The organism is Acidobacteriota bacterium, assembly GCA_016208495.1.
Lineage (GTDB): Bacteria > Acidobacteriota > Blastocatellia > Chloracidobacteriales > Chloracidobacteriaceae > JACQXX01.
On sequence record JACQXX010000109.1, the window covers coordinates 57,148 to 79,669 of the forward strand.

The following is a 22,522-nucleotide window of genomic DNA, read 5'->3' on the forward strand; positions in this document are numbered from 1 at the left end:
TATGCGACTTCGCCCGACGTTCCCCGTTCTGCTCAAGACGTGCGTTGGATTCATTGTGGTGCTTCTCATCCCGCCAACCATCCTGGGAAGCACCGCTCACGCCCTCACCCCAACCTGTCAGGTGCCGGCCTCTTCAATCAATTTCCCGACTCAATCCGATCAACCAGCATCTGAATCCACTCAGGATTTATCCAAACCGCAGGTTCGTGACCTCAAAGGCGGCGAAGTCCACACGTATCAGGTGGTTCTCGAAGCCGGGCAGTACTGGCAGGCGGTGGTCGAGCAACAAGGAATTGACGTTCTGGTCACGGTTTTCGACCCCAAAGACAGGCAGGTGTATTTTCTCGATAGCCCAAATGGAAGATCGGGACCGGAGCGAATTTTTCTAGTTGCTGTCACCAGCGGCCTCCACCGACTTGAAGTCCGACCTGCTGAACCGGCTGCTGAACCTGGGCAATACACAATTCAGGCTGAACCAGTGCGTAAGGCAACCAGCCTGGATCAGGCACGGATGGATGGCGAACTGGCTTTCGGACAGGGCATGCAGTTTTACCAGCAGAGCACCAAAGAGTCATTTGAACAGGCACTGGTTCAGTATGATCTGGCACGACGCGCCTTTCAGACCAGTGGCGATAAGTTGCTCGAAGCCCAGACTTTGACGTTCAAAGTTCTGGCGATGGACACCCTGGGTGATAAAGAACAGGCACTGAAACTTGCCTATGAACTTCTGGCGCTTTGGAAAGCTGTAGACAACCGGGTTGAAGAGGTCCGAACACTCAACTACATCGGACTTGCCTGCAATACACAAGGCAATCATCTCAAAGCTCTGGAAACCCTCAATCAAGCCGCTGACCGCTTGAAAGGAATTCACGATCCGTCGGTTGAAGCTCTGACCAGGACCAATCTTGGCGTGGTGTATGGTGATTTAGGCGAATCCCGCAAAGCTCTGGCGGCCTTTACGACTGCCCAACCCGTCTGGCGCGAGCTGCATGACAAATTCAACGAAAATACTGGATTGCTCAATATTGGCCAGTGTTTGTATCAGCTTGGTGAAACGCCAAAAGCCATTGAATCAATTGAAGCGGCGCTTCAACTGGCCCACGAAATCAACGATCCGCTGGGTGAAAGTCAGGCGGCGCAGGCGCTATCAGGGATCTTTCGTGCGCTGGGGCAATACCCGAAAGCATTGAGTTTCGCCCAACAAACCCTCAAGTTGCGGCAGGTTGCTGGTGATCGGTTTGGTGAAACCTCTGCCCTCAACGAACTTGGATTGACCTACTACAGTCTTGGCCAGTACCAAAAAAGTCTTGAACTCCACCAGCAAGCGCTGACTTTAGCTCGTGAGACAAAAGCCTATTTGACCGAAACCCGCATTCTGGTCAACCTTGGGGTGGCCTATACAACACTCAAGGACTACAAAAAAGGACTTCAGGCTCTCCAGCAAGCACTGGTCCTGCTTAAAAAAGGAGATGACCGGTTTACCGAAGCCGCCGCCCTGGAAAATCTTGGGGCGATTTATTCGGACACCGGCAACTATCGCAAATCACTTGAGTATTATCACCGCTGTCACAAACTGGATCTGGCTGTCGGCCTGCCGCGCAATATCGGATATTCGTTGTATCGGCTGGGAATTGGCTATCATAACCTCGATAACTGGCCCAAAGCGCTGCAGTATCTCACTTCAGCCCTGGAAACATTTCAAAAAGTTCAGGATCCACGATGCGAAGCATCCGCCTACTTTGCCCTGGCCCGCACGCTCAGTGCCCAGGGACGGTATCAAGAGGCGCTCGAACGGGTTGAAAAAGCAATCGAAGTCGCTGAAGCAATCCGCCAAAATGTCCAGGGGGACGAATTTCGGTCCTCATTTTTTGCCACCGTGCAGGATTACTTTGAACTGAAAATCGAACTGCTGATGCGGCTTCATAAAAAATCTCCTGAAGCTGGACATCATCTCGCGGCTCTCCAGTCAAACGAACAGGCCCGCGCCCGAAGCCTGCTGGAACTCCTGACGGAAAGCCAGGCCAATATCCGCGAAGGCATCGCCCCGGAACTACTTGCCAAAGAACAAGAAGTGAAAGTCCGATTGACTTCCAAGCTTGAACGTCTGACTCAACTACTCAGTGGGAACGCTCCCAGTGAGGAACAAGCCACGCTTCAAAAGGAAATTGATGGGTTAAAAACCGAGTATCGGGAAGTTCAAAACCAGATTCGTACGCAAAGTCCCCACTACGCGGCCCTGACTCAACCTCAGCCACTGACCGCCCAGGAAATTCAAACCCAGGTCGTAGACAGCGAAACGGCCTTACTTGAGTATGCGCTGTGCGAAACAACGAGTTATCTGTGGGTCGTCACCCCGACAGGCGTGAAATCCTTTTCGTTGCCCCCACGTGATGTGATCGAAAAAAAGGCCCGGCAGGTGCGTGAATTCCTCCTTGAGCGAACCAATACAAAGCCAGTTTCAACCTCCACTCAGGGTTCAAAGTCAAAGGCGTCTCGGAATCTGCAGAAGGGTTCAGATCAACGGAAAGTGCGTGTCAGCCAGGCTGACCAGCAGTTCTTTCAAGCCGCAGCCCAACTCAGTCAGATGATTCTGGGACCAGCGGCTCAGGACCTGACCAACAAACGACTGGTGATTGTCCCTGACGGCGCCCTTCAATACATTCCGTTTAGCGCGCTCTGTCTTCCCAGCCCAACTCTCAACCAAACCAAACCCGGAACCCGATATACCGAACCACTGATTGTGCGACACGAAATCGTAACCTTGCCTTCAGCCTCGACACTGGCAGTCCTGCGACACGAAACTGCCAGTCGGCAACCCGCGCCAAACCAGCTTGTGATTCTGGCTGACCCAGTTTTTGGAGGCGATGATGATGATCGCGTATCATCAATGAAGTCAGCATCTTCCCTTCAACCGTCACCAACTGGGCTACAACCTGAATCAACCAGTGGTCTGGCCAGCGAGTATGTTGCCACTCGATTACTTGGTCGCAGTGAAGACACAGCATCCTCAGATTCAAGAAGCAGTCTTCAGATTCCGCGCCTGTTTTTCACCCGTGACGAAGCCAACCAGATTTTGAATCTGGCAGGTGAAACAACCACGCTCAAAGCGCTTGATTTCTCAGTGAATCGAGCCCTGATTTCAGAAGGCCGGTTGAGTTCTTATCGGTACATTCACTTTGCCACGCACGGGTGGCTTGATGCCGAACATCCAGAGTTTTCAGCGCTACTGCTGTCCATGGTCAATGAGAAAGGTGAACCCCAGGACGGCTTCCTGCGGGCCCTCGAAATCTTCAATTTAAACCTACCCGCCGAAATGGTGGTTCTTTCCGCCTGTCAAACCGGACTCGGCAAAGAAATCAAGGGTGAAGGTGTGGTTGGGCTGACGCGTGGGTTTATGTATGCCGGTGCCAAACGGGTTGTGGTCAGCCTCTGGAGCGTCAGTGACAAAGCCACCGCCGATCTGATGACGCGCTTTTACCAGAAGATCTTTCGGGAAGGAATGCCGCCAGCGGCTGCCCTGCGAGCTGCCCAACTCGAACTCTGGCAAAGTGAAAAATGGCGAGCACCATTTTTCTGGGCACCATTTGTGATTCAGGGCGAGTGGAAGTGAAGCCGGGTTCCGGGTTCCAGGTTCCGGGTTCCGGGTTCCGGGTTCCGGGTTCCGGGTTCCGGGTTCCGGGTTCCGGGTTTTCGAATTTCTGTCCTTTTCGTCCTTATTGTCTTTTAAACCTTGAACCCTAAACCCAGAACCCTAAACCCTGAACCCAGAACCCAGAACCCTAAACCCTGAACCCTGAACCCTACTATCCCACCTCTTTCAACACCCGAAAGCCCAGCCGGTTGGTACGGCAATCTGGCAATTCGACCTGTGACTGTGCCGAACGGCAAAAAGGAGCAATGTCGGCCCAACTTCCGCCCCGTGACAGGCGGTAGGTTCGGGTTGTGTCTGTGCCCAGGGCATTCTGGCACAGTTCCCGAACATTGCCGTGCATGTCATAAAGCCCCCAGTCGTTGGGGAGTTTTTGACCAACCGGATGAGTGCGATGACTGGAATTGTCAATATACCACCCCATCAGTTCCAGCGTCCCGGCATAGGGACCGAGGGTCCCCGCCCGGCAGGCATATTCCCACTCGCTTTCGGTCGGAAGCCGATAACTTGAGGTGCGTTCTTTTTTATTGAGTCGTTTGAGAAACTCCTGTACCTCTTCCCAGCCAATACTCTCAACCGGCAATCGGGTGTTGCCTTTAAAGAATGAGGGCGCCGTCCCCATCACCGCTTTCCATTCTTCCTGGGTCACTGGATACACCCCAAGATAAAACGGTTGGGAGATGATGACTTCCTGCTGTCGTTCGTCCCGACTGCGCCCGGCTTCGGTTTCAGGTGACCCCATCATAAAAGTGCCTGTGCGAATCAAAACAAACTCCATTTTGAGCCGGTTCTTGAATTCGCGAGGCACATCCGGAACTGGAATCCGCCCGGCTGGTTGAGCTGGTGGAATCACCCCAGCTTCTGGGGGATTTTTTCGCTTCCCTTTTCCAGTCAAGGTCTCAACCATTGAATTAAAAATTGGAATGATGATCCGTTTGGCCCGCACAATGGTTGGAGCTTCCGGCTGATCAGTTGGCGGTACCAGAGCAGCCATCTGTAGCGCTGAGGTCGAATAGCCAGACGCGGGTGGGAAACTTTGTTCGATAGAATCTTGAGGAACGAAATCAGTTGGTACCACGCCAGAGACAGCCGGCATACCGCCTGAAACAGTCACCGCCTGCACGGCCTGGAGCATTTCAACTGCCGAAGCAAACCGCTCGGTAAAATACATCCGGGTGGCTCGATCCAGAACTGAGGCCAGTCCAGGATTTACTGACGAAAGAAACGACTGCCACTTCACAGCTCCGGTTTGAGGATCAGTGGGCAAATCCTTGGGCCCGATCCCGGTCAAGGCACAAATCGCGGTCATTCCCAGGCTGAACAAATCGCTGGCCAGTACCGGACGACCAGCAGCCTGTTCGAGCGGCATATACCCTGGCGTTCCAATCCGGGTGGTGGCTTCCTCGTGGGCACCGATGACCCCACGCGCAATCCCAAAATCAATCAGAACCGGCAGGCGATCCCGCCGCCGAAAAATAATGTTGCTCGGCTTGATGTCACGATGAATGATGTTTTTGGAATGCACATACTGAAGTACAGGCAGCAAGCCCACAAGCATGGCGACGACTTCCGATTCGCTCAGGCGACCAGTTTTGCGAATCCGCTCAATCAGGGTCTGACCCTCAACCCATTCCTGAATCAGGTAGAAATTCCCACCTTCGGCAAAATAGGCAAACAGTTTGGGAATTTGGCCCAATGGCGACTGCTCCCCGAGGCGTTCCAAAATGGCGGCTTCTTCCTTGAAACGTTCAATCAATTCCTGTTGCAGTGTCCGATCAGTGGCCGGTTTCAACTGTTTTAAGACACATCGGCGATTGGACGGAAGATGGGTGTCTTCGACCAGAAACGTCTCGCCATAGGCACCCTGTCCAAGTTGTTGCAACACACGGTAGCGATTGCTGAGCAGTGCCATAGAGTTAGGGTTCAGGGTTCAGGGTTCAGGGTTCAGGGTTCAGGGTTCAGGGTTCAGGGTTCAGGGTTCAGGGTTCAGGGTTCAGGGTTCAGGGTTCAGGGTTCAGGGTTCAGGGTTTTCGAATTTATGTCCTTTTTGTCCGTTTCGTTCTTTTTGTCTTTTAAACCCTAAACCCTGAACCCTGAACCCTGAGTGCATTCTACCTGCCCAACACCTCGCTTGCATACTATCAGCCGCAACAAAATCTGGAATGCTGATTGCTCCTTATCAAAGCAGGTTGGTTTTGAGGAAATTGCCCCACATTCGGCGGAGGTGCGACAACCACTATGAATTTACCTCAACTGCTTGAATTTAAACGCAACGACCTGATTACCGAAGCCCTCGGAATCCTGAATCAGGCCCGGCTCTCTCATTATGACGAAGCTGGATACACCCAACGGCGATTGTATCTGATCCGGCTCTATGACTTGATGACTCAATGTATTGAACAAAATGACATGGTTCCAATGCTCAATTACATCAAGACATTGGCTGAGGAACGCTTTACCACTGGATTTGACCTTTCCGAAGTTCAAATGGCTTTCAATGTCATGGAAGAGGTGATCTGGAAACACATTCTGACGGACCTTCCAGCGGAAAAATACCCAGAAGCCCTGGGCATGATCAGTACTGTGCTGGGAACCGGAAAAGATTATCTGGCCAATATGTATGTTTCGATGGCCAGTCAGCACAAAGCCACCTCGATGGATCTGTCAGCTTTGTATCAGAAAGCCAGGTAATGGGCTAAAGACTTCGGGCTCAGGGCTGGGGGCTGAAGACTTTGGGTTGAAGAATTGGTTTTATTTCATCCCTCATCCTTCATCCCTCATCCCTTCCTTTGCTCCGAGTCTTCGAGTCTTCAGCCCCAAGCCCTCAGCCCCAAGATTTCACGGTCGGACAAATACCTTGTAAGTGTACTGAATTGTCTTTTCCTCGCCAGGTTTGAGTGGAATGTCCCACGTGATGCGTGAGGTTGGGTTGATGGCCTGAATCGCAACCGCCAGTTTTTCGGGTTTGCCCAATTCAGCCGCCGTGATGACTTCGCCGCGAACTGTTTTCTTGATTGAAAGTTTGATGTTTGTGGGTTTGAAGTTTTTCACTTTGAGCGTGCCGGTGACGGTCACGGCGTCATAGTCATACCCATAGCGTTTTTTCGCATTCTGCACCCGTTCGGTTTCCAACTCCTGGCGTTCAACCCGCACATCCGTCGCCACCGTCAATTTCAACAACGTGCTGGCGCTTTTCGGTGTGTAGTTGAGTATATCCTGAGCAATCGGTTTGTTTCCCGAGATGGTCATGGCTGGCGCTGTCGTCCAGGGAACGTTCGACACATTTTTTAACCGAAGCGAGTGCCACACTTGATCTTCAGCTTTTGGAGCGGCTGAACGGTTAATATTCCCATCATCATCAATTTGCAGAATATTGGATACATCCCACTGATAGACGTGCTCATAGGGGACTTCGCTTGAAAAGACGTTATAAGTTCCCCGTTCGCCTTTTTTCAGGTTGACGTGCTGACGGTTGTAGAGAAAGAGATCTTCTTCCGAATTGCCCTCCAGTTCATTGACGGTCGTGCTGTAGTCAAGTTCCGTGTCGTCCGCATCATAGGCATTGGCCTGCTGAGCCATAATTCGATTGGTTCGCACATTGTCCAGCCGACCATAGGCATAGGACGAGGAACTGCCCCCGCTTTGCAGGCTCGACATAAATTCAGCCAGCGTTTGCTGCAGCGTCATCGGCGACGGAATATCCGAGACGGCAAAATTTGGGAAGCCGACGACGAAAAAGACATCCGTATCCAGCAAATCTTCCATGTCATTGATCAACACCGCCTGCATCGTGACCTGGGCGGTTTTGTCGTCTTTGAGTGAAACCAGATAGGATGGCGTCCAGCCCATGCCTTTTTGCAAATACCCCATTGTGACGGAGGCAGTACTGGTGGCGCCTTTGGCTCTGAACTTTAATAATTTTGTTTTTTCTTTGGTCTCCAGTTTGGTAACGGGAGCGCTGGCGAATGAAATGAACTGGACCTGCGAATGACGAAAGGCCGTTACTTTTCCATCTATTTTCATGAGAAAAAGTTCTGAGGGAACCGGGGCCGGCAAGTAATTGTAGGAAGTTCCACCATCCCTGGTATTTCGGAGCGGAGTCGCCTCGGGCGCATCTTGAAATGAAAGGATTTCTCCAGAATACACTTTGTCATTGACGGTGATGCTGGCCATTTTCCCAGCATTTGCTTCGAGTAACTCAGCCAGCGATTGGACAGACTTTGGTTTTGTCACATCTCCTTGTGAAGCAATCACCTCTTCAAGGATGACTCCTGGATCACCAGGTGCCAGCCAGAGCGAACCAAACGTGGCATTCGGCACGGTATGAATCGTGCCCCACCCATCTTCAACCAGATTGATTTTCCCCTGTCGAACCACAAATCCCAGGCCGTTTTTAAATACCGCCAACGACACCGGTTTCGTGTCAGGCGGTGGCGTGGCCGGTTTTTCCTGTCCTAAAATCGCTACTGATGAAAGACACACCAGAACCAACAACCCTGAAACCAGAGCTTGTTTGAAACGCATAACTTTCCCCTTTTGTGGATAGTTTTTGAACTGCTTGAACTTGCTGAATTGATTCTAAGGCGTGGGACATCACATTGCTCGCTAAAAATGGAAATTCGTTCCAAGAAATCTGGATTTTTCCCAGACAAGCCTCGTGAACAGTTGGATTTTACAGCCACCTCTCTCCCGGTGTCAGGATTCGCGATTTCAGATTTTCATTTTGTTGGAAATTTCGGGCACACAACGCACTGCGTCAGGTTGACCAACAGGCACAACACCTTCATAATTTGGGGCTCAGTACCAACACTGACTTTCTATCTATCCCATCCAGTTCAATTAATCATATTTCTCGCGAGGTATTCTGCACGTGCGCCGTTCTTTGTCTGTCTTCGGTTTGGCGCTGCTTCTGGTCAGCAGCAGTCTTTTTTCAAATTTCCCGCTCTCATCTTGCTTCACTCAAGCAAACTCGCAATCTTCCCAATTTTCCAACCCTTCAACTCAGCCTGCCGATTTAGGTGATCTTGCCGCAACCTCACTCATTGACCGTGGGTTTGTACTCTATGGCGACGGCAATGGCGTGACTGGCTGCCGCGAAACGTCACCCTCTGAAACCATGCTGATGAAGCGTGGGCAGGAAGCGCAAAAACTCCACGTTTTGAACCGCCCCGAAGCCAACCGGCAACAAACCGGACTGAAAATCATTTTGCGTGGCACCGATCAACTCGAAGAAAATCAGCAGGCCAAGCAGGCGTTTTTTAATGCCGCTGCCCGGTGGGAAGCCGTCATTCAGACCCCAATCACAATGGTGCTGGACGTTGACTATGGCCCAACCCGGTTTGGCGTCCCGTTTGGTTCGGGAGTCATTGGGTCAACATTTACCTCTGACACAGCGGCTTCCTATAGCGAACTGCGCAAACGGCTGATTGCCGGTGCCATTGGAACAACTGATGAAACAATCTACCGCGCCTTGCCGGAAGATGCCCTCCCGACCGAAATTGGTCCAGCAACCCGCATCGAACTCCCCGTAACGGTCGCTCGCGCCGTTGGGTTAGCCCCAATTGCCGCCAGCGAAACTGGCGGTGGGGCACCTTCGATTGGATTTAATTCTAATTTTAATTTTGATTTTTCACCTGAAAACGGAATCGGATCTGGCCAAACTGACTTTGATGCCGTCACCGTCCACGAAATCGGTCACGCGCTTGGGTTTACATCCAATGTGGGATTAACCGAATTAACGGGCGGCACAGTTCCAGTTCCAACCATTTGGGATCTGTATCGCTTTGGCAATGAAATCACTTTGAGCGAATTTACCTCAGCCGAACGACTTCAGTTGACGGGCGGAACACAGATTCTGTTCTCCGGAAACGACCTTAAAGGATTATCACTGTCAACCGGTGCTCCAAATGCCAGCGGAGGTGACCGCCGACAGGCAAGCCATTGGAAAGACGACAGCATCCTGGGCCGACGCATTGGGATTATGGATCCAACCCTGGGCAGTGGAGATCGCTCAATCATTACTGAAAACGATCTGCGTGCCCTCGATTTGATGGGATTTCGCATGGCTGGGCAAACTGGTGGTGACACCGCGCCACCCACCGTTTCCATTATTTCACCGAATGGCGGCGAAACCGTGTTTGTCGGTCAACAATCAACCATTACCTGGACCTCCAGCGACAACGGGTTGATTGTGTCTCAGGATATTGCCCTTTCAACCGATGGGGGTGCCACCTTCCCCCGCTCGATTTCAACTGGACTGGCGGGTGAAGTGAATCAATTCACCTGGAATGTGCCAATTTTCCCAACCACCCAGGCTCGAATTCAGATTACCGCAACGGACGGGGTACTCTTACAAACAACCGTTCAGAGTGCTCAGAACTTTACCCTGGCGATTCCGCCGCTCCAACCACCAGCCGATTTGGCCGCCACGGTCAACGGTCCGCAAGTTCGCTTGAGTTGGAAAGCCGCTACGAGCAGCTCAACGGCAAGCCTTCAAGGATACACCATTTACCGGTCCAAGACTTCGCCGGTTGAAGCCGTGCCTCAAAACCGGTTGGGAAGCTTCACCCCGCAAATCACCTCATTTTCAGATCGTCCGTCTCCCGCTGATGGCAAAACCAGTTATTTTTATGTCGTGACGGCCACCTACAACACCGGTGAAAGCCGTCCTTCAAACGAAGTCACGGCTCTTCCAAATGCCAGTGAGGGTGATTTCACGGCACCAACCGTCCGTGTGGTGTCACCCAACGGCGGTGAAACCATCACCTCGGGTGATTCACTAACCATCACCTGGAGTTCGAGCGACAACGGCGCCCTTGCCAGCCACACAGTTGAGCTTTCAACCAACAGTGGCGGCACATTTGGAACGTCAGTGGCGGCTGGACTTGCCGGCACAGCACAAAGCTTTGTGTTTGCGGTCCCGGCACAACTGGTGTCAACCACGGCACGAGTTCGAGTCTCTGCCCGTGATGCCGCCGGAAACATGGCCCAGGATGTTTCAGATGCTGACTTTACGCTTCGCTCAAACGACACGGTCAAACCAGTCGTCACGGTCACCTCGCCTAACGCTTCGACCAAAAAGGTCAATGGCGGCACCTCACTTTCGGTTTCCTGGACGTCAAGCGATAACGTAGGATTGGCAGGTCACGAAATTTCACTCTCCAAAGATGATGGCGCGACCTTTGCGACCTCACTGGCAACCAGCATCAGTGGCTCAGCCACTTCATTTTCAGTGACGATTCCAAATGAAAAGATCAAAAAAGCACGCCTGAAAGTGACTGCCCGTGACGTTGCCGGTAATATTGGCGAAGGCATTTCGACCCCGTTCAAGGTCAAAGCGAAAAACTGACAAGGTGACCAAATGACAAGGTGACCAAATGACAAGGTGACTGAATGACAGAGGCAACTATCAAGGTATCACCTTGTCACCCTGTCACTTGGTCACCTTGTCACCTTGTCACCTTGTCACCTTGTCACCTTGTCACCCTGTCACTTTGTCACCCTGTCATTCTGTCACTTTGTCACTTTCTCACTCTTCAATTTATGTCATCTCCCAAACTCACACTTGCCGAAGCCCAGCAGGAAGTTGTTCGCCTGCGTGAAGAAATCGCCTATCACGATGAGTGTTATTATGTCCGCAGCCAGCCGGAAATCAGTGATTATGACTATGATCAGTTGATGAAGCGGGTGCAGGAAATCGAAGAAACCTATCCGGAACTCATCTCGCCTGACAGTCCGACACAACGTGTTTCAGGGCGAGCGGTTGAAGGGTTTGAGTCCTACAAACACCAGCGCCCAATGCTGTCGCTCAACAACACCTACTCGATCCAGGAGTTAAAGGAGTGGGATGCCCGGTGCCGCAAGCTGACTGAATCTTCTTATGAGTATGTTGCCGAACTGAAAATTGACGGTTTGAGCATTTCATTGATCTATGAAAACAATGCGCTCGCACGTGCCGTCACCCGAGGCGACGGGGTAACCGGCGATGTCGTCACCGACAATGTGCGTACGATTCGCAGTGTCCCGCTCAAAATTCGGACGCCAAAAGCTTCGGTCCTGGAAACCAGGGGAGAAACACCCCACCAGGCATCGCTCTTTGACGATCCAAAGCTTGCCCTTTCAACCGAATCGGCGCCAGCCCTCCAATTTCCAAGTTTTGAAGTGCGTGGGGAAATTTACCTGCCAATTTCTTCATTTCGCGAAATCAATGATGAACTCGAAGCCGATGGTCACGAACCATTTGCCAATCCACGTAACGCCGCTTCGGGCACACTCCGGCAACTTGATCCACGCGTGGTGGCCGAACGCAAACTTGATATTTTCTGTTATGACCTGATTGTGGATGGCGCCAAGCCGTTTCGCACCCATTGGGAAATGCTGAACTGGTTGCGCGAACACGGGTTCAAGGTCAACCCCCTCAGCCGCGCCTGTACGACACTGGAAGATGTGGTTGTCTTTTGCAACGACATGGAAAGCAAGCGCGAAACACTTGATTATGAAATTGATGGTGTCGTGGTCAAAGTCAATTCAACCGATGTCCAGGCCGAAGTCGGCACTACGAGCAAAGCGCCGCGCTGGGCTGTGGCCTATAAATTTGCGGCTCGTCAGGCGACAACCCGTCTGAATGCAATCACCTGGCAGGTTGGCCGCACAGGAACGGTGACTCCGGTGGCCGAACTGGAGCCGGTCCTCCTGGCCGGAACCACCGTCAGCCGGGCTTCATTGCACAACACCGATCAAATCGAGCGGCTGGATGTTCGAATTGGTGATCTGGTGGTGATTGAAAAGAAGGGCGAAATCATTCCACAAGTGGTCAATTCCCTGCCCGATCAACGCACATCGGATGTTCCGAAAGTTGAATTCCCGACCAATTGTCCGATTTGCACAACTGAACTGATGCGAAATCCAGGTGAAGTCGCCCTCCGGTGTCCGTCTGAAACCTGCCCGGCGGTCATCAAAGGCGCCATTTTGCACTTCGCCAGCCGCGATGCGATGAAAATTGAGGGCCTGGGGGAAGTTCTGGTTGATCAACTGGTGAGCCGGAATCTGGTTCGAACCCCAGCCGATCTCTACAAACTGGACCTGTTCAGTTTGGCCAACCTGGAACGCATGGCGACCAAGTCTGCCTCAAACGTACTCGAACAACTCGAACGCAGCAAACAGGCTGGTCTGGCGCGATTGCTTCATGCGCTGGGCATTCCACACGTTGGAAAGCACAAAGCCCAGGTTTTGGCGCGGCATTTTGGCGATCTCGACAAACTTGCCTCAGCCGGGCAAGCCGATTTGGAAAACATTCATGAAATTGGCGGCATTATGGCCGAAGCGGTCGCGAGCTGGTTTACAACTCCCAAAAATCAGGACCTGATTGCCGAACTCAAAGCCGCTGGCCTCAAAACCCAAACCGATGCGCCAGCCCTGGCCACTGGCTCACAAGTTCTTGCCGGGAAACAGTTTGTCTTGACAGGTACACTTCCAACCATGTCTCGGGATCAGGCTTCGGCGCTCATCACGGCCCACGGAGGACGTGTCACTTCGAGCGTCAGTAAAAAGACCGATTTTGTCCTGGCTGGGGCCGAAGCCGGCTCGAAACTTGAAAAAGCCCAAAAGCTTGGCGTGACCGTGATTGATGAAGCCGCTTTTCTGGAAATGATCCAGGGTTAGGGTTCGGGGTTCGGGGTTCGGGGTTCGGGGTTCGGGGTTCGGGGTTTTCGAAGAGGGCGCGGTTCAAAGCAACAGCGCCCTTCCTTTTCGTCACCCTGTCACCCTGTCATCCTGTCATCCTGTCATTCAACTCCGATGGAAAGCAAGGCGGCTTCCAGGTGTTTTTCGTCTGCCAGTGAGACGGTTCGCAGATCCAAAAAAACAAAATCATGTTCCACCCGACTAATCACTGGCGTCGAAGCTGATCGGAGCCGGGCTTCCAGTTCAACGGCTGAAAGTGTGGTTGATTGCAGCCCAATCAATGTGGTTGGAAGCTTGACCTGTGGCGCTGAACCGCCGCCAACCAGAGAAAATCCCGGCTGGAGCGTGATTGAAATCGGAAGTTTTGACGCCTTCACCTTTCGTTTGACACGTTGAACCAGCCGCCGGGCTCGGTGGGCTAATTGTTCTGGCGTGGCAGTTAAGGCGACCAGCGCCGGTATTTCTTCGGCGGCTAAACCGTCGAGATACAATCGGAGCGTTGCTTCAAGAGCGGCATACACCATTTTATCAACCCGAAGGGCTCGCATCAGCGGGTTGTTTTTGATTTGGCTGACCAGGTCACGCCGACCAGCAATAATTCCAGCCTGGGGTCCGCCCAGGAGTTTGTCTCCACTGAAAGCGACCAGATCAACACCAGCGGCAATCGAGTTTTTGACCAGCGGTTCATCAATCCCAAAAGGTGTCAGATCAATCAGGGCCCCACTGCCAAGATCCTCAAAACACAGCAGGTTATGTTGTTTTGCCAGGGTCGTCAGTTCAGCGAGTTCAGGTTTCTGGCTAAATCCAATCAATCGAAAATTGGACGGATGGACGCGTAAAATCATTCGCGTTTGGGGTGAAATCGCCTGTTCATAATCAGAAAGGCGGGTTTTATTGGTCGTTCCGACTTCAACCAACCGGGCACGGCTTTTTTTCATCACGTCCGGAATGCGAAACCCGCCGCCAATCTCAATGAGTTCTCCACGCGAGATTAAAACTTCTCCGTCTTGACAAAACGTGTCTAATGTGAGTAATACAGACGCCGCACAGTTATTCACCACAACGGCTGATTCACAGGCCAGAATCTTTTGCAGCACCGCCTCGCAATGCAAATGGCGTTGCCCTCGCTTTCCACTTCCCAGGTCATATTCCAGGTTTGAGTATCCACGTGACACATTGATGACGGCTGTCAACGCATTGACGGCCAATGGCGCCCGTCCCAGGTTGGTATGCAGCACAACCCCGGTGGCATTGATCACTGACCGGAGTTGGGGCATTTGGGACTGTTCCCATTGTGCCAACAGTCGTCTATCAATCAGATCCAAAAGAGCTTCAGCCGTGCCAGGAAGCGTAATCTGGTGGGAGCGAACTTCTTGACGGATATCATCCAAAAGCTGGCGCACAATATCCCGAATTTGCTCGCGCCGCCCGGCATCAATGAGCTTCCGGAATGTTGAATTGGATTCTAATCGGGAAAGAATTCGCTCAACGGAAGGTATCTGGCTCAGAATTTGCTGGATTTCTGAAGGCATAGGTGACATGTCAGGTCTCTTACGGCAAAGACATTCCTAGTACAACAGCGCCGAGAACATTTCCTGCATTTGGGAAATGAGAACGCAGGTTTTCCGGAAACTTTACCAGTGGGTTTGGCGTCCAAAGGAGGTGGGAGAAACAATCAAACCTGACAACTTGAATCAAATGCACACCAGGAAACCAAAGAAAATCAATCAATTTGAGGGAGATTCGGTTTTTTGGCTGTTTTTTCTAAAATAAACGCGTATACTAAAAGGCTGCCCAAGGCTTTGTCAATCTGTCGTTGTCTCTGTAGTACACCTTACTGCAGAGTTGGTTGTTGGTTGTTACCGAAAAACTGAAGACCTTCCCTTACCGGTTGGTCTTTTGGCTTTTGGGAAGGGATAAACATCGTGAGGTCAAACTTGAAAGACGATTATATGAATGGGGAAGGTGATCCAACCAGTGGGGACAATATGGTCTCCAGTTTGGATCTCGAAAAATTTTTAGCAGAAATAGATTCAACCACTGCGGATGATGACGATTTCGTTTGGGAAAGTGACACTGAAGAAGTTGAAGAAATTGAAGATGCCGAAGATGTAACCGAGGCCCTCGCGGCCCCACAACCTGATCTTTCAGCCTCCGAAGCAGACCGGTCACTTGATGCGATGACACTCTATCTGCGTGAGATGAGCAATGTTTCATTGCTGACTCGCGAAGATGAGGTCGCCATTGCCAAACGAATCGAGCGGGGTCGCCGGCGACTCCAAAAAGCGCATGCCCGATCCCTGATCGTGGCCGAAGCACTCGAAGAACTCGCTGAAAAACTTGTCCACGAACAATTGAGCATCCGCGCGGTCATTGACACGTCAGACTCAGTGGCGGAAGACATCACACTCGAAAACGAACAAAAATATCTCGAAGAAACGGTTGAAAAGTTTCAACAGGTCACCAAACTGGTGGTCCAAATCCGCAAAGAAACCGTCAAGATCCAGGAAGAGCAAAAGAATTCCAAAAAAATGAGCCGGTTGCTGCGGAAATTGTCCCGCCGCCGAATCGAACTGTCACGAGTCATCCGGACGATTCTGTTTTCAAATCAGATGCGTCGGGAGTTTACCAATCGCATTCAAGGCGTGGTCCGTCAGATTCTGGAACTCGAAGATCAGGTCACCCGCGCTGAAAAAGCGCTCGCTTCAAAGAAACGAGTGGATGAAAACGAGATGAAGAAGAAAATCCGGCTGGCGAAAAAACGCCTTTCGGAAATTGAGCAACGCTATGTTTCAACCACGGTTGAGATCAAACGCTCGCTCAAACAAATCATCTCCGCCGAAGCCGAAGCTGAAAAGGCACGCCGTGAAATGATCGAAGCCAACCTTCGTCTGGTCGTGTCAATTGCCAAAAATTACATCAACCGGTCACGCGGGCTGCAATTTGCCGATTTGATTCAGGAAGGCAATATCGGCCTGATGCGGGCGGTTGAAAAATTTGACTATCGCCGTGGATATAAATTTTCTACCTATGCCACCTGGTGGATCCGGCAGGCCGTTACCCGAGCCATTGCCGATCAAGGGCGGACGATCCGGGTGCCAGTGCATATGGTTGAAACCATTAACAAAATCGTGCGCACCGCGCGGTTGATGGTTCAGGAACTTGGCCGCGAACCAACGCACGAGGAACTTGCCCAGCGAACCGATCTGCCGGTGGTTAAAGTTCGCCAGGCGCTCAAAATCGCCCAGGAGCCGATCAGCCTTGAAACGCCGATTGGGGATGACGGCGAATCAAACCTGGGAAGCTTTATCGAGGACCGCAACAGCCTTAACCCGGCGGAAATGATCGTCGGCAAGGGGCTCCGGGAAGCCACCCTTGAAGTTCTCAACACCCTCACCCCACGCGAGGCCCAAATCCTCAAAATGCGGTTTGGTCTTGATAATGACGGACAGGAACGAACCCTCGAAGAAGTCGGTCGCCACTTTGCCGTCACCCGCGAACGCATCCGGCAAATCGAAGCCAAGGCGTTACGCAAACTTCGCCATCCATCACGGAGCCGAAAGTTAAAAACCTTCTTTGACGACGATTGGCGATAACCTGAACCGTTCAGGCCAGACTTCACAGTCTGGCCTGATTTTTGTTTGTCGCATTGTCTGAAAATACCAACCACCACCAGCCTCCCCCTCCTCTCCTTTTGAACACCCCATGTTTTCCGCTGCGCTTTGGGAATCTGTCCAACAAGCTTTTGTGAGCCTTTCCGCCAATAAACTCCGCACTATCCTCACCTTGATTGGAATTGTGGTTGGGGTGACGGCTGTCATTGCCGTGGTCACCGTGATCGAAGGACTCAATCAAAAAGTGGCCCAAACCTTTGCCAGCCAGGGCTCAAATGTTTTTTCGGTTCGAAAACTTCCGCAAATCATTCTCAGCCGGGATGATTTGTTACGGTTCCAAAAACGCAAAGATATCACTGAAGATGATGCCCGATTTGTCACTGACCGCTGTCGCGAGTGTGATCAGGTCGGATGGGATTTCACCACCATTGGCACGGTCAAGTTTGAACACGAAAAATCAGAGAATGTCATCATTCGAGGCATTTCGGGAAACGTGCCAACCATTGAGTCACTCACCCTTGACGCAGGCCGCATTTTTACCGACCAGGAAGCCCAGGGCTCCCGCAATGTGTGCATTATTGGGTGGGACGTGGTTGACAATCTCTTCCCTTCAAAAGATCCGCTCGGCAAAGAAATAAAAATTGCTGGTCGGCCCTATACCGTCATCGGGATTTCAACCCGGTATGGATCACTCTTTGGGTTCTCGCGTGACAATTTCGTCATGATTCCCTTTTCGACCTTTTGCCGTGTGTATGGAACAGGCGGGTCAATTAATATCATTATTGCCGCGATCAGTACCGAGCGCATTGACCAGGCCGAACAGGAAGTCCGCACGCTGATGCGCATTCGGCGGCAGAAATCGTTTCGGGACGAAGATGACGGGTTTGCCATTGAAAGCTCACAGGTTTTTCTCGATCTCTATGCCGATGCAACCCGCAATATCTACCTGGTTTCCTTTGTCGTTTCGGGAATCTCGCTCATTGTCGGCGGCATTGTGATTATGAACATTATGCTGGTCTCAGTCACCGAACGCACTCGCGAAATTGGCATCCGCAAGGCCATGGGTGCCCGCCGGGTTGATGTCTTATGGCAATTTCTGACCGAAGCCGTGGTCATTTCGGCGATTGGAGGCTTAATCGGCATCTTTTGCGGTTTCGGATTGGCCTATCTGATTTCGATCTACACGGCCTTTCCAATTGCCGTCAAAGCCTGGTCAGCGATTCTTGGTGTTACGGTTTCGTCGCTGGTCGGTATTGTGTTTGGTGTCTACCCAGCCAACCGGGCCGCCCAACTCGACCCGATTGAAGCCCTCCGGGCCGAATAAATACCAGGGTTCAGGGTTCGGGGTTCAGGGTTCTGAAAACCTGAACTCTGACAGAATGACAAGGGGACAGGATACAAAGTGATTTTTGTCATCCTTCTTCAGTTATCCCTCATTCCTTCAGAACCCCAGAACCTACAGTCACAATTTGAGTCATCCGACACAAAACAGACCATACCTCAGAGACATACCTCTCCCTCCTTCTGATTCCCCAAACTGCCCAATAGAGTCCAATCCACACATAAAGCTCTTCTTTCCAATAAGATACCCCCGACTACAAAGCAATGAATGGGTTTGGCACGCAAATTGACAAGGTCAGTTGTGTGACGTGCGCTTTTGAACCGCCAACATACTTATACCAGTTTGCAATGGAATCTTCGCATTAGAAAACAGTCAAGTGATTCAACCAAATAAACTTAGTGAACTACGGACTACTGACTACAAACTGTATTATTCACTTTTGACCGTGGCTTTTTGAATTGTGCATTCTGACTAGAAACTCACCGACTTCCTGCTCACAAAGTGGCAGAGTCGCTCTGGGCCAGATACACCGAAAATCACAGCTTTGTATTTACCCTCTTAGAGGAGGTTTTATGACGTCTCCCAAAAACACGCGGTACCTTCGGCTATTCGCTGTTTTGGCTGTCCTGTTGACGGCAGGCTCAGTTTTTCTGATTCGCCAGTGGTCTGAGACCTCAGCCCATACAGCGGTCTCACCCAATACACAGGAAGTACAGGATCAAATTTTTGTGCCGGATATGCAGACCGAAGCCCGGCTGTCACCCGGTCCAACCCAATCAAGTCCAATTATTATCAACAATAGCGATAGTTTTGTCTGGGTCGTCAACCCTGACAACAACTCCGTTTCGATTCTTGAAGTACGCGCCGACGCCAACCGGAAAGTTCGCGAAGTGCCAGTCGGAAAAGAACCCCAAAGCCTGGCGTTTAACTCTGACAATTCCAAAGTCTATGTCGCCAATGCCCTGGATGGCACCGTGTCGGTCATCAGCACGGCCACCTTCACGGTTGTGAAAACAATTCCCGTCGGGACCGAGCCCTGGGCGCTGGCATTTACCCCCAACGGCACCAAGCTCTATGTGGTGAATTCGTACTCCAAAAACGTGTCGGTGATTAACCCACAAACTGACACCGTGGTGAAAACGATTGAAATTCCGAATTCGCCATTGGGCGAGCGGGCCATTCCTCGTGCGATCACCATTAGCAACAATGGCGATTTTGATGACACCGATGAAAAAGTCTATGTGTGTAATTTCCTGAGTGAAGACCTGCCCAACCGGGTCATCGGGTCTGACAATTACAAACAGGGCCGAATCAACATTATTTCGGCTGGCACTGACCAGTTAATTGGATCAATCACCCTGGCCCCACTGGCGGTAACCGGGTTTAAATCGGATGGCGCGGCCATTGCCAAGATTCCACCGAAAGGCGGCGGCGTGTTTGAAGTTGACACTGGGGCATTTCCAAATCAGCTCACGGCGTTCACGATCAAAAATGACAAAGCCTATGTTTCCAGCCAGGGTGCTTCACCCGAAGGCCCGGTTCGCTTTAACGTCATTTTGCAGCCGTTGATCAGCACGATTGATTTGGGGGCTGAACGTGAGATTGGTGAGCCACTCAATGCCAATCGAGGATTTCAGTTTGAACCTCCCAAAGAAGTCACCGTCAATGGGCAACAAATTCAATTCCACCGCTTTAATACCATCCCAATGGCGCTGGTTTTCAAGCGAACGGAAAATGTCGGCTATCTGGTGCTTGGCGGCAGTGACTGCTTGCTGCGGGTCGAACTCGACAGCGCTGGTCGCCCAACCGTTTTGGCCCCAGCGGCGGCGGGAGATGCCGGCAATTTTGAACGGATTCTGGTCGGTAAAAACCCACGCGGCATGGTCATCAACAGCACCGACACCCGTGGCTATGTGTGGAATTACATTTCACGTGACGTGACAGCGATTGACCTGACCAAAGATGCCCGTCAGGTCAACAATGTGATCGGTTCGATTCAGGCGGCTGACCTGCCAGCAGCCGGTTCACGCGAAGCAACAGTTCTGCTTGGAAAAGAACTCTTCAACACCACCATTGGCCCAATGCAACCTCGGGCCGCCAAAAATGGAGTGCTTGAAGGCGCCATGGCTGACTTTGGCTGGTGTGGATGTTATGCCTGTCACCCGGAAGGTCTGACTGATGGTGTGGTCTGGATGTTCCCCGATGGACCGCGCCGGTCAATTCCACTCAATCAGACGTTTAACCCGCGCGATCCGAGCGATCAGCGAATCTTGAACTGGTCGGCGGTTCGTGACGAAGTTCAGGATTTTGAACTCAACACTCGTGGGGTGGCTGGCGGCCAGGGTCTGATTCTGCTCGCGAATGGAAACCAGGATCCAGAAGTGTTTAATCTTCTGCCCCGAGCGAGCAGTGGCCGTGATCCACGTCAGGATTCAATCAATGAATATGTGAAAACCATCCGCAGCCCACTCTCCTTTGTGCCCACCACCGACAAGGACGCGGCGAAAGGTCGGAAACTGTTCCAGAAAGCTGGCTGCATTGACTGCCACGCCGGTGGCAAATGGACGAGCAGCAAACTTGATTTCACCCCAGCGCCTCCGGCTGACCGGGTAGTTGACGGTGAAATCGCCAGCGTGCTGAGGAAAGTTGGTACGCTTGATGTCAATAATCCGAACGAAGTGATTGGGACTGGTGCCAATATCAGCAAACCAGCCAAGGGAGCGACCGGCTTTAATCCGGCCAGCCTCCTGGGTGCATTTGCTCTTGGGCCATATCTGCACAATGGTGAAGCTCAGTCACTCAATGAAGTGCTCAATAATGCCACTCACATGGGACCAAAAGCCGCCAAGACGCTAGGCAATGCCAAGAAGCGGGCGCAGTTGCTTCGATTTCTCGAATCAATTGATGACCGAACAACTCCATTTTAGAGAGGGCTAAAAACCAGGGCTCAGGGCTGAAGAAAACGGGTTGAATACCCTGAACCCGATGTCTTCAGCCCGAAACAAGTTCTGAGTCGAGGGTTCTGGGTTTTACCCTGGAACTCAACCCAGAATCCCCGACTCGGTGATGTAATTCAAATTCTGGATTCAACAATTTGAATTCAGATGTTTTTCTTAAGTACAAAATCAATGAAGTGAGGTAGTTGACCGAAAATGAGTACGCTTTTAACAGAAATCAATCAAGATCAGTCTCAGCTTTTTGCTGAAAAATTAATCAATATTATGAATGGCGGCGCCCTCGCGCTGATGATCTCAATTGGACATCGCACCCGATTATTTGACGTAATGGCTGAATTGCCACCGTCAACCAGCAAGCAAATCGCCACAGCGGCAAAACTTAACGAACGCTATGTCCGCGAATGGCTGGGTGCGGTTGTCACTGGCGGCATTGTTGAATATGACCCGGCAGATCAGACCTTCACCCTGCCCATCGAACATGCTGCCTTTTTGACGCGTGCGGCGTCGCCCAACAACCTTGCGGTTGGAACTCAGTTCCTGCCGTTGCTAGGGTCGGTCGAAGACAAAATTGTTGAGTGTTTTCACAAAGGTGGCGGGGTTCCCTATTCGGAATTTGGCCGCTTTCACGAAATCATGGCTGAAGAAAGCAGCCAGACCGTGGTTGCCTGCCTGCTTGACTCAATTCTGCCTCTGGTCTCAGGGTTGACAGAAGCACTTGAACTGGGAATTGAGGTGGTGGATGTTGGTTGTGGCAGCGGACGGGCGCTGATTCTGATGGCTCAAACCTTCCCCCGAAGCCGGTTTACGGGACTGGATCTGTCACCTGAGGCTGTTTCCCGGGCCCGTGAGGAAGCCGCTCACTATGGGCTAACCAACATCACGTTTGAAACCCGAGATGTGACCCACCTTGAACTGCATCATCAATTTGACCTGGTGACCGCATTTGATGCCATTCACGATCAGGCCAAACCAGCGCTGGTGCTCGAAGGAATTTTCAAAGCCCTCCGACCCGGAGGTGTGTTCCTGATGCAGGATATTTCGGGCTCAAGTCATGTCCACGAAGATACCAATCACCCGCTGGGGACCTACCTGTACACAATTTCCTGTATGCACTGCATGACGGTCTCGCTGGCTCAAAACGGCGATGGCCTCGGAGCAATGTGGGGGAAAGAAACCGCCGTTCGGATGCTCCGTGAAGCCGGGTTTGCCCAGGTTGATGTGGAATCGCTGCCGCACGATCCGATCAACTTTTTCTATGTCTCGCGGAAAAACTAATGTT

General features: G+C 51.7%; 11 protein-coding genes. 8 read left to right on the top strand and 3 right to left on the bottom strand.

Features of this window, described 5'->3' with window-relative positions; translation table 11 throughout:
* Window position 1 precedes the first annotated feature (1 nt).
* The gene (locus HY774_22350) at window positions 2–3,610 is read left to right on the top strand and encodes a CHAT domain-containing protein (protein MBI4751230.1); all 3,609 of its coding nucleotides are present in this window, start codon (window positions 2–4) and stop codon (window positions 3,608–3,610) included.
* A 193-nt stretch (window positions 3,611–3,803) separates the two neighbouring features.
* Here the strand turns inward: HY774_22350 and HY774_22355 are convergent, their stop codons facing one another.
* Window positions 3,804–5,561: an SUMF1/EgtB/PvdO family nonheme iron enzyme gene (locus HY774_22355; protein ID MBI4751231.1), complete on the bottom strand. Its 1,758-nt coding sequence runs from the start codon at window positions 5,559–5,561 to the stop codon at window positions 3,804–3,806.
* A gap of 326 nt (window positions 5,562–5,887) precedes the next feature.
* On the opposite strand from HY774_22355, the gene HY774_22360 reads away from it, so the two are divergent.
* Window positions 5,888–6,340, top strand: coding sequence for a hypothetical protein (locus tag HY774_22360; GenBank protein MBI4751232.1), 453 nt, complete (start codon window positions 5,888–5,890; stop codon window positions 6,338–6,340).
* A gap of 147 nt (window positions 6,341–6,487) precedes the next feature.
* On the opposite strand, the gene HY774_22365 is transcribed toward HY774_22360, so the two are convergent.
* Window positions 6,488–8,173, bottom strand: coding sequence for a DUF4139 domain-containing protein (locus HY774_22365; protein MBI4751233.1), 1,686 nt, complete (start codon window positions 8,171–8,173; stop codon window positions 6,488–6,490).
* A 346-nt stretch (window positions 8,174–8,519) separates the two neighbouring features.
* Here HY774_22365 and HY774_22370 point away from each other — a divergent pair, with 346 nt between their 5' ends.
* Both HY774_22370 and ligA read left to right on the top strand, forming a co-directional pair.
* Window positions 8,520–10,997: a hypothetical protein gene (locus HY774_22370; GenBank protein MBI4751234.1), complete on the top strand. Its 2,478-nt coding sequence runs from the start codon at window positions 8,520–8,522 to the stop codon at window positions 10,995–10,997.
* A gap of 194 nt (window positions 10,998–11,191) precedes the next feature.
* Window positions 11,192–13,309 (top strand): NAD-dependent DNA ligase LigA, encoded by a 2,118-nt coding sequence (gene ligA, locus HY774_22375; GenBank protein MBI4751235.1) that lies wholly within the window; start codon window positions 11,192–11,194, stop codon window positions 13,307–13,309.
* A 122-nt stretch (window positions 13,310–13,431) separates the two neighbouring features.
* Here ligA and HY774_22380 read toward each other — a convergent pair whose 3' ends face one another.
* Window positions 13,432–14,862: an L-seryl-tRNA(Sec) selenium transferase gene (locus HY774_22380; GenBank protein ID MBI4751236.1), complete on the bottom strand. Its 1,431-nt coding sequence runs from the start codon at window positions 14,860–14,862 to the stop codon at window positions 13,432–13,434.
* Between the two features lie 405 nt (window positions 14,863–15,267).
* Here HY774_22380 and rpoD point away from each other — a divergent pair, with 405 nt between their 5' ends.
* The 4 genes from rpoD (at window position 15,268) to HY774_22400 (ending at window position 22,518) form a co-directional block, all read left to right on the top strand.
* Window positions 15,268–16,926, top strand: coding sequence for an RNA polymerase sigma factor RpoD (gene rpoD, locus HY774_22385; GenBank protein ID MBI4751237.1), 1,659 nt, complete (start codon window positions 15,268–15,270; stop codon window positions 16,924–16,926).
* 109 nt (window positions 16,927–17,035) lie between these two features.
* The gene (locus HY774_22390) at window positions 17,036–18,268 is read left to right on the top strand and encodes an ABC transporter permease (GenBank protein ID MBI4751238.1); all 1,233 of its coding nucleotides are present in this window, start codon (window positions 17,036–17,038) and stop codon (window positions 18,266–18,268) included.
* Window positions 18,269–18,858: 590 nt separating this feature from the next.
* Complete coding sequence (locus tag HY774_22395; GenBank protein ID MBI4751239.1) at window positions 18,859–21,213, top strand: YncE family protein; 2,355 nt, start codon at window positions 18,859–18,861, stop codon at window positions 21,211–21,213.
* A gap of 225 nt (window positions 21,214–21,438) precedes the next feature.
* Window positions 21,439–22,518 carry a class I SAM-dependent methyltransferase gene (locus HY774_22400; GenBank protein ID MBI4751240.1) on the top strand — a complete coding sequence of 360 codons (1,080 nt, stop codon included), beginning with the start codon at window positions 21,439–21,441 and terminating at the stop codon, window positions 22,516–22,518.
* Window positions 22,519–22,522: the final 4 nt, after the last annotated feature.